This is a genomic window from Microcoleus sp. AR_TQ3_B6 (genome assembly GCF_036702785.1).
Taxonomy (GTDB): domain Bacteria; phylum Cyanobacteriota; class Cyanobacteriia; order Cyanobacteriales; family Microcoleaceae; genus Microcoleus.
In genome coordinates, this window is the sequence record NZ_JAUBVJ010000020.1 from 65,451 (window position 1) to 73,629 (window position 8,179).

General features: G+C 43.8%; 6 protein-coding genes. All 6 read left to right on the forward strand.

The genetic code is table 11. The features are described from left to right. The first annotated feature begins 470 nt into the window (after nt 1–470). The gene (locus QUB56_RS12600; protein WP_332955537.1) at nt 471–1,094 is read left to right on the forward strand and encodes a DUF3859 domain-containing protein; all 624 of its coding nucleotides are present in this window, start codon (nt 471–473) and stop codon (nt 1,092–1,094) included. Between the two features lie 33 nt (nt 1,095–1,127). Next, nucleotides 1,128–3,011: an asparagine synthetase B family protein gene (locus QUB56_RS12605; RefSeq protein ID WP_332955538.1), complete on the forward strand. Its 1,884-nt coding sequence runs from the start codon at nt 1,128–1,130 to the stop codon at nt 3,009–3,011. A gap of 139 nt (nt 3,012–3,150) precedes the next feature. Then, the gene (locus QUB56_RS12610; RefSeq protein ID WP_332955540.1) at nt 3,151–4,380 is read left to right on the forward strand and encodes a decarboxylase; all 1,230 of its coding nucleotides are present in this window, start codon (nt 3,151–3,153) and stop codon (nt 4,378–4,380) included. A gap of 20 nt (nt 4,381–4,400) precedes the next feature. Continuing rightward, nucleotides 4,401–5,396 carry a hypothetical protein gene (locus tag QUB56_RS12615; protein WP_332955542.1) on the forward strand — a complete coding sequence of 332 codons (996 nt, stop codon included), beginning with the start codon at nt 4,401–4,403 and terminating at the stop codon, nt 5,394–5,396. A gap of 78 nt (nt 5,397–5,474) precedes the next feature. Then, nucleotides 5,475–6,662 carry a hypothetical protein gene (locus QUB56_RS12620; protein WP_332955544.1) on the forward strand — a complete coding sequence of 396 codons (1,188 nt, stop codon included), beginning with the start codon at nt 5,475–5,477 and terminating at the stop codon, nt 6,660–6,662. Nucleotides 6,663–6,740: 78 nt separating this feature from the next. Then, entirely contained in the window at nt 6,741–8,045 is a 1,305-nt protein-coding gene (locus QUB56_RS12625) for a hypothetical protein (protein ID WP_332955545.1), read from the forward strand. Nucleotides 8,046–8,179: the final 134 nt, after the last annotated feature.

Here is an 8,179-nt window from a genome sequence, read left to right on the forward strand (position 1 = left end):
TGAATTCCCTGCCTCAAAGCTAAAGTCCTCTAAAGAGGACTGAGAAAAAGCATTTTTGGCATTGCTAATTCACGGTATAAATCAACTTTTCTCGGAAGTTATAAAACTCACCATACTTGTCTTATAGCAATTGGGAAATCAGCATTCCTACCTGTACTCAGCAACGCCGAATGTTTAAACTCATTAGTCCTCATAGCGAGGACTTTAGCTATAAGCCCCGTGGAATTCATTCCCTGGCGGACTACCGGGTGGGCGGCCTGACAGCTTAAGTTTACACCAATGGGCACGGTGCCGTGTCCCTACGGGGATCGAAGCTCCGGGTGTACTTCATAAACGTGGAATCTGCTGTATGACTTTTATGAACTCAAAATTATGAAATTTATGAATTGACTTAAAAATCAGCCTGTTTCATAATGTTACTGAACTCGTGTCAGTAAGCCGCAGGAAAAACTCCTACAGCGTCTTAATATATGGAAAATCGACTGACTCAAACTCAACTAACGCAAATAGTAGCTGAAGTAGAACGCCTTTCTAATCTCCGGCAATCTCAACTTAATTCCGAAGAAGTCAAAGAAATTTTGCAGGAATTGAGATTGCCTCCCGAGTTGCTAAATGAAGCTTTAATCCAGTTGCAGCGTCGGGAAGCACTGGCCCAGCAGCAGCGGCGAAATCGCTGGATTGCAGGAGGATTGGCTGCGGCTGCGGCGGGGGCGATCCCAATTACCGGATGCTACATTCAGCCAAACCGACAAGCGATCGATCGCGTTTCAATTCAACAAAATCGCATAACTTCGGTGCAGGATGATGGTGGCAATTTGACAGTTATTTCCCGCCAAAATAATCCTGAAATATTTTATCGTACTACGTTGAAAGATGCACCGATCGGGAAAAAACTCTCGTTATCTTGCGATTGGATTGACCCCAGCGGTCAAGTTGTCAAACAAAACCACTATCAGACTCGCCAAATCGACAAACCTATCTGGAATACTCACTGCCGCTACCAAATTGGTACTGCTGCTGCTACCGGAAATTGGCAAGTTAAAATGTTCCTTGAAAGTCGTGAGATCGGCAGTGCATCCTTTGAAGTTAAATAATTATAAAAAACTCGCCTATGGATAAATTTTAATATGGGAATCACCAACAAACAGCGTCAATTTTTAGGATACTGGGGCTGCGACTCTCGCCACAAATTGGAAGCGCTGCTGGCGAAAAGTATCAGCCAGTCTGTGAGAGAAATTCCTGTTCAAAAAGTCGAGGATTTTTCCATTTTCTCCACCGCCGGCGACCCAAATCACCCCATTTGGAATGTTGCTAGTACCGAAATCGATCGCGCGCCAGACTTGCCGACCAAAAAGGGCGATTCCCTACCCTTCGGGAACCCCTGCGGGGAACGGGATAGCTATGCTTCACCTACTTTGCAAATCGCCGCCCTCTCAGCATCTGGACTATGTACTTATCCATCAACTAACGGTTGGCTGTTACCTGATGCCTGGGTAAACGTTCGAGAAAATTGCCTGATTTTGGGAAGAGAACCCTTCGGACGAGTAACGCTTTACTGGACGCAAATCGGGCAAAGTATTTGGTTTGCATCGAGCTTGCAACTGCTTTTAAATATTTGTGAACACCCAGAGGTAAGCATTCCCGGTTTATATGGTTATAGCTGTTTTTCCTATGTCCCAACTCCTTTAACTCCTGTCAAAAATGTGTTCGCAGTTCCCGCAGGAACCGAATTGAGTTGGGAGTGCGATCGAGCTAGCGGTGTCATTTTTGAACCCCAATCAAAACGCTTGTTGGAATGGGGAGAAAGTTCAGAAAAAATCCAAGACGAAGCAGAAGCGATCGCACAATTGCAAAACTTACTTAAAGATGCAGTTGAGCGCCAAATTTCCGATTTAAACAGCAGTGAAACTGTCGGAGTATTTCTATCAGGCGGTTTAGATTCCTCAGTTGTCGCAGCTTTATTAGTAAAAGCCGGAGTCAAAGTGCGCGCTTATACTCTCGACTTTGGCGAAGCCGGAATTCCTGAATATCCTTGGGCAGAACAAGTTGCCGACTCGCTGAAAATTCCCTTAGTAAAAGTAGATGCCAGGCCGCACCGGATTAAACAAGTTTTGCATTCTGCAGTGAAAGCTTTAGATTTACCTTTTGGCGACGGAGTTACAGTGCCGCTGTACCTTTTAAATGAAGCTGCGAGTCAAGAAACCGATATCGTTTTCAACGGCGAAGGCGGCGATCAGTTATTTGCGGGATGGACGAATAAACCCCTGATTGCAGCGGGTATTTATCAAGCCGCAAATCCAGCCGGAGACGAAGCTTTTGCCCTGCAATACCTGCGAACTTTTCACCGGATGTGGGGATACGAAACAAAAGTTTACCAGCCGCAAATTTACACTCAAATTCAGAATTTGCACCCTCAAGATTGGCTGCTAGAGGCACTTAATCCGGCTAGAGGCGGGTCTTTGCTCCATCGCCTCCGCCGCGCGGGGCTGATGCTCAAAGGCGCGCAGAACATCCATCCCCGTGCTGCTAATTTAGCTCTAGCTTTTGGTCTGAAAGTGCGATCGCCCTTTTGCGATTTTGCCTTAACAGACTGGACGTTTAAACTGTCAGGAGAATTGTGTTTGCGGGGTGCTTGCGAGAAATACATCCTCAAACGATCCGTGGAAAATTGGCTGCCTGCGGAAATAGTTTGGCGGGAAAAACGGGGTATGGGGGTTCCCTTAACCTCCTGGTGTTTTAATGAATTTTGGCATCAAATTGGCGATTGGTTGAACCCTGCCGTGCTGCAGTCAGAGAAACGCTGGCAACCCGATTTAGCTGCTCAAATTGTGTCCGGCAAATTCGCAGCGGGAATTCAAGGCCGCCGCATTGGCGAAATTATTTGGCTGTTAATTATGTGGCAAATTTGGCGATCGCAAATTTTAGGTGAGGATGTGAAAAGAAAGTCTTGGAATCATCCGTTTTGGTTGCCTCGCTCAGTTTGGAATTACTGCCAGCGGTGGGCAGAATAAAATCAACATCTTTTATCAACCCTTGCCCTTCTCTTCTCTTCTCTTACTTTGTGTCCTAGCGCTTACGCGCGGCTTCGCCTAACGCGTCGAAAGCGGTTCGTTAAAAAAGTCTTGTTAGCAACTCAAATAAAACAGATATATGTCAACAATTGCCGAGCGCCAATCAATTTTCCAACAAGCACCTTTTACTCTTTCCCTAGCTCAAGACTTATTAGCTAGCTACGGTTCGCCGCTTTACGTTTATCAAAGCGATATTTTGCGCCGGACTATCGCCCGCATTACTAAAGCAATTTCCTATCCGCGCACTCAATTTTGTTTTGCCAGCGTCACGAATGGCAGCGTCGCACTGCTGCAAATTTTTCGGGACAGCGGGTGGGGACTGCACGCCAATACACCGGGAGATATTTATTTAGCAATTCAGGCAGGTTTTGCACCCAAAAACATTGTTTACAGCGGCAGCAATTTGCACCAAAATGAGATGGAACAAGTTCTCAAATGGGGTGTCAAAACTCTGAATTTCGACAGTCTTGCTCAGTTGCAGTTGTGCTGTGAAGTTTATCAATCTCTCAGGGAAAACCAACAGATTTTAGAACCGCCTCGTTTGGGTTTGAGACTGAATTTGCCCGAACTAACTGGAGACAGTCGCATTGGAGTGCGATCGCCAGAATTTCCACAGGCGATCGCCATAAGTAGAACAGCCGGATTAAAGCTCAGCGGCTTGCATTTCTATCGCGGTACTGGCACTAATTCTACCGCAGCTTTTACTCAAGTAATTGATACTATAATTGCCGTAGCGCAGCAATTGCCAGATTGGGAATATCTCGATTTTGGCGGCGGTTTTGGCTATCCTTACCGCAGCGGGGGTACAGCCTTTGACTGGGAACTGTTCGGAGCAGAATTAACGCGCAAAATTAGCCAACTCGATCGCGAAATTGAGTTAATAATTGAACCAGGGCGATCGGTTGTAGCAGGATGTGCTACTTTGCTCGCTCAAGTTGTTTCGACAAAATGGCAGGAAGCCAAACAAATTGTCGGTGTAGATACTACTGTTGCTAATCTTTCAGTGCCGTCTGTTCACGGCAGTTATCGAGAGATTTATACCTGGAATTGCCGGGAGTCTCTACATCTTACTGATGTTTGCGGCAATACTACTTATTCGCGGGATTATTTGGGTAAAAACTGTCAACTGCCCGCTTTGGCGATCGGAGAAATTCTGGCTATTTTAGATGTGGGGGCTTACGGATATGCGATGTCGTCGCATTTTTTACACCGTCCGAGGCCAGCGGAAGTGCTGTTAGAAAATAGCCAACACCGCCTAATTCGCCGCCGGGAAGATTACAGAGTTTTGTTAGCAAATCAAGTTTTTTGAATCATCAACAGGAGACTTTTATGAAATGCATTAAATGCGGAACCTACAATTATTTAAGAGACCGCAGCATCAATAGCGGTCGCTGCAAAAGATGCCATTATCGGTTTGTTTTTGAATCAACTACTATCAATGGTGTCAAAATAACTGACGCCATGTTTGCCAAGGCGATCTCTGATATTTCAGTGAACGATACGTTGTTTTTTACTCTCCAACAGTTATGTTATTTTTTTGGCAAGCAATTCAAACAAAAAATTCCTAAACCCAGAAGAATATACCACCTAGACGGTCACCAAACATATAACAAAGCACAAACTTTTTCGATTAATTTTTCTCAGTGTCAATCCTGTATTAATCAATGGAAAGCAATCTACCCGATCGCAAAAATGCTACCGCCTCCCCGCGATACCAATGAAAATGCTACCGTCAGTCCTGATGTCAGCGCTTACAGTTTTGACAGATTGGTTGTGTGCGATCGGCCGGAAATTGCCCAATTTTTAATCGCCAACAATTTTCACTTTGAAAACAACTGTGCAGTCCTCAGCGTTACCGGATATCCTCAAAGTATCTTTGACATAATAATGCAAATGCTGCGCCGAAATCCCGACTTAAAAGTGTACGCTTTGCACGATTGCACTCCCAGAGGAATTGGTTTAGTTAACCAACTGCGCACCAGTCCTAATTGGTTTCAAAATAGCAGCGCGATAATTATTGATATCGGACTCGTCCCCTGGCAAATTATTGCTGCTGGCGAGAGTATGCTTGTTTTAAATTCTTCGGAATATGCACGAGATGCTGTACAGTTACCGCCAGAAATTCGTCAAGATTTATTATCTGAAGAATTGGAGTGGTTGGAAGCAGGTAATTTTGTAGAATTGGAATCGTTGAGGCCTCAAAGACTGATTCAAATTCTGAACCGGGGAATTGCCGAGAGTCGAAATTTAGGCAGGGACGGTCGCTGTTGTATTCTACTAGGAGATGAGGAGAGTTCTATCTATGTTGTTGACAGTTTTGGTTGAGGTTTGTAGCGCTGTTAGTAGAAAGCGATACCTTTTGTTAGCCGATCGAGTTTTTTGAATCATCAATAGGAAATTTTTATGAAGTGCATTAAATGCGGAACTGACAATAAGTTAAAAGACCGCAGAATCAATAGCGCTCGCTGCAAAAGATGCCAGCATCGGTTTGTTTTTGAATCAACTACTATCAATGGTGTCAAAATAACTGACGCCATGTTTGCCAAGGCGATCGCAGATATTTCAGTGAACGATACGCTGTTTTTTACTTCCCAACAGTTATGTTATTTTTTTGGCAAGCGATTCAAACAAAAAATTCCTAGAGTGTTCTACACAACTACAACATCCGAAACTGTTTACCGACCCAAAAATGGAATTGTTTGGGAAGTTTTGGGATGGCTAATTATAGCATTAGGACTCATTTGTATTGTAGTATTAACTTCTACACTTTCCCTTAAACTCTTGGTAATATCCTCTTATCTTGGGATAAAACTTATCAATTCTGGACGCCCAAAAGTCAGAACAATATACCACCGACACGCTCACCAAACATCTAACAAAGCACAAACTTTTTCGATTAACTTTTATCAGTGTCAATCCTGTATTAATCAATGGAAAGCAATCAACCCTATCCCAAAAATGCTACCGCCTCCCCGCGATACCAATGAAAATGCTACCGTCAGTCCTGATGTCAGCGCTTACAGTTTTGACAGATTAGTTGTGTGCGATCGCCCGGAAATTGCCCAATTTTTAATTGCCAACAATTTTCACTTTGAAAACAACTGTGCAGTCCTCAGCATTACCGGATATCCTCAAAGTATCTTTGACACAATAATGCAAATGCTGCGCCGAAATCCCGACTTAAAAGTGTACGCTTTGCACGATTGCACTCCCCGAGGAATGGGTTTAGTTAACCAACTGCGCACCAGTCCTAATTGGTTTCAAAATAGCAGCGTGATAATTATTGATATCGGACTCCTCCCCTGGCAAATTATTGCGGCTGGCGACAGTATGCTTGTTTTAAATTCTTCGGAATATGCACGAGATGCCGTACAGTTGCCGCCAGAAATTCGTCAAAATTTATCCTCTGAAGAATTGGAGTGGTTGGAAGCAGGTAATTTTGTGGAATTGGAATCGTTTAGTCCTCAAAGACTGATTCAAATTCTGAACCGGGGAATTGCCGAGAGTCGAAATTTAGGCAGGGACGGTCGCCGTTGTATTCTACTAGGAGATGAGGATAGTTCTATCTATGTTGTTGACTGTTTTGGTTGAGGTTTATAGCGCTGTTGGTAGAAAGCGATACCTTTTGTTAGCCGATCGAGTTTTTTGAATAATCAATAGGAAATTTTTATGAAGTGCATTAAATGCCAAACTGACAATAAGTTAAAAGACCGCAGGGCCAATGGGGGTCGCTGTCTACGATGCAACCATCAGTTTGCTTTTGAACCGACTGCAATGACTGGTGTCAAAATAACTGACCCGATGTTTGCCAAGGCGATCGCTGATATTTCTGTTAACGATACCCTGTTTTTTACTCCCCGACAGTTATTTTACCTTTTAGACCAGCGATCGAGACCAGAAATTTATGAAGAGTTCTACACAATCCCAGGATACCTAATTATTAATATAGTTTCGAGTATCTTTGTTGCTATGTGCACAGCAGCTCTATTTGCTGAAGGGAGTCTAGCTTTCATTTTGGTAATGTTTGTAATAAATAGTTTATTGATTTCCGGAACTTTTACTGCTAGCCGTTCTAGCAAGTATCCGTACAAACAACGCCAGAAATTTGCAAAAAAATTGCAACTTTGGGGAGGAATAGTTGTGGTATTTGGAGTTGGTGTAACTCTGCTATTAAGTGACTTTCCGCTGTTTTTAGCTAGCTCTGCTATCGGGCTGCTATCTATCTATTTGGGTAGCAAAAAAGTTGAAAAGAAACCTGCAAATAGTCAACATTCTACTATTGAGTTAAATCAGTTTCAAGGCTGGCTTAATACTTGGACAGCAATTAACTCTATGACTAAATTGCTACCATCTCCCCGCGCTCTAAATACAAATACCGCGGTTAGTCCCGATGTCAGCGCTTACAGTTTTGACAGATTAGTTGTGTGCGATCGCCCGGAAATTGCCCAATTTTTAATTGCCAACAATTTTCACTTTGAAAATAACTGTGCAGTCCTCAGCATTACCGGATATCCTCAAAATATCTTCGACACAACTATGGAAATGCTGCGCCGAAATCCTGACTTAAAAGTCTACGCTTTGCACGATTGCACTGCCCGAGGAATTGGTTTAGTTGACCACCTACGCACCAGTCCTAATTGGTTCTCAGATAGCAGCGCGATAATTATTGATATCGGAATTCTCCCCAGGCAAATTCTTGCGGCTGGCGACAATATTTTTGTTCTAAGTTCTGAGAGTTCGGCACGAGATGCTGTACAATTGCCGCCAGCAATTCGCCAAGATTTATCCCCTAAAGAATTGGATTGGTTAAAATTAGGTAATTTTGTGGAATTGGAATCCTTTAGTCCTCAAAAACTGATTCAAATTCTGAATCGAGGAATTGCCGGAAGTCGAGATATAGGCAGCGATGACAGCAGTTTGATTCTGCTAGGCGGTACGGAGAGTTCTATCTATGTTGTTGACAGTTTTGGTTGAGGTTTGTAGGGCTACGGGAAAGGACACGGCAGTGCCGTTTCCCTACCGATGAAATAGAGGACACGGCAGTGCCGTTTCCCTACCGATGAAATAGAGGACACGGCAGTGCCGTTTCCCTACCGATGAAATAGAGG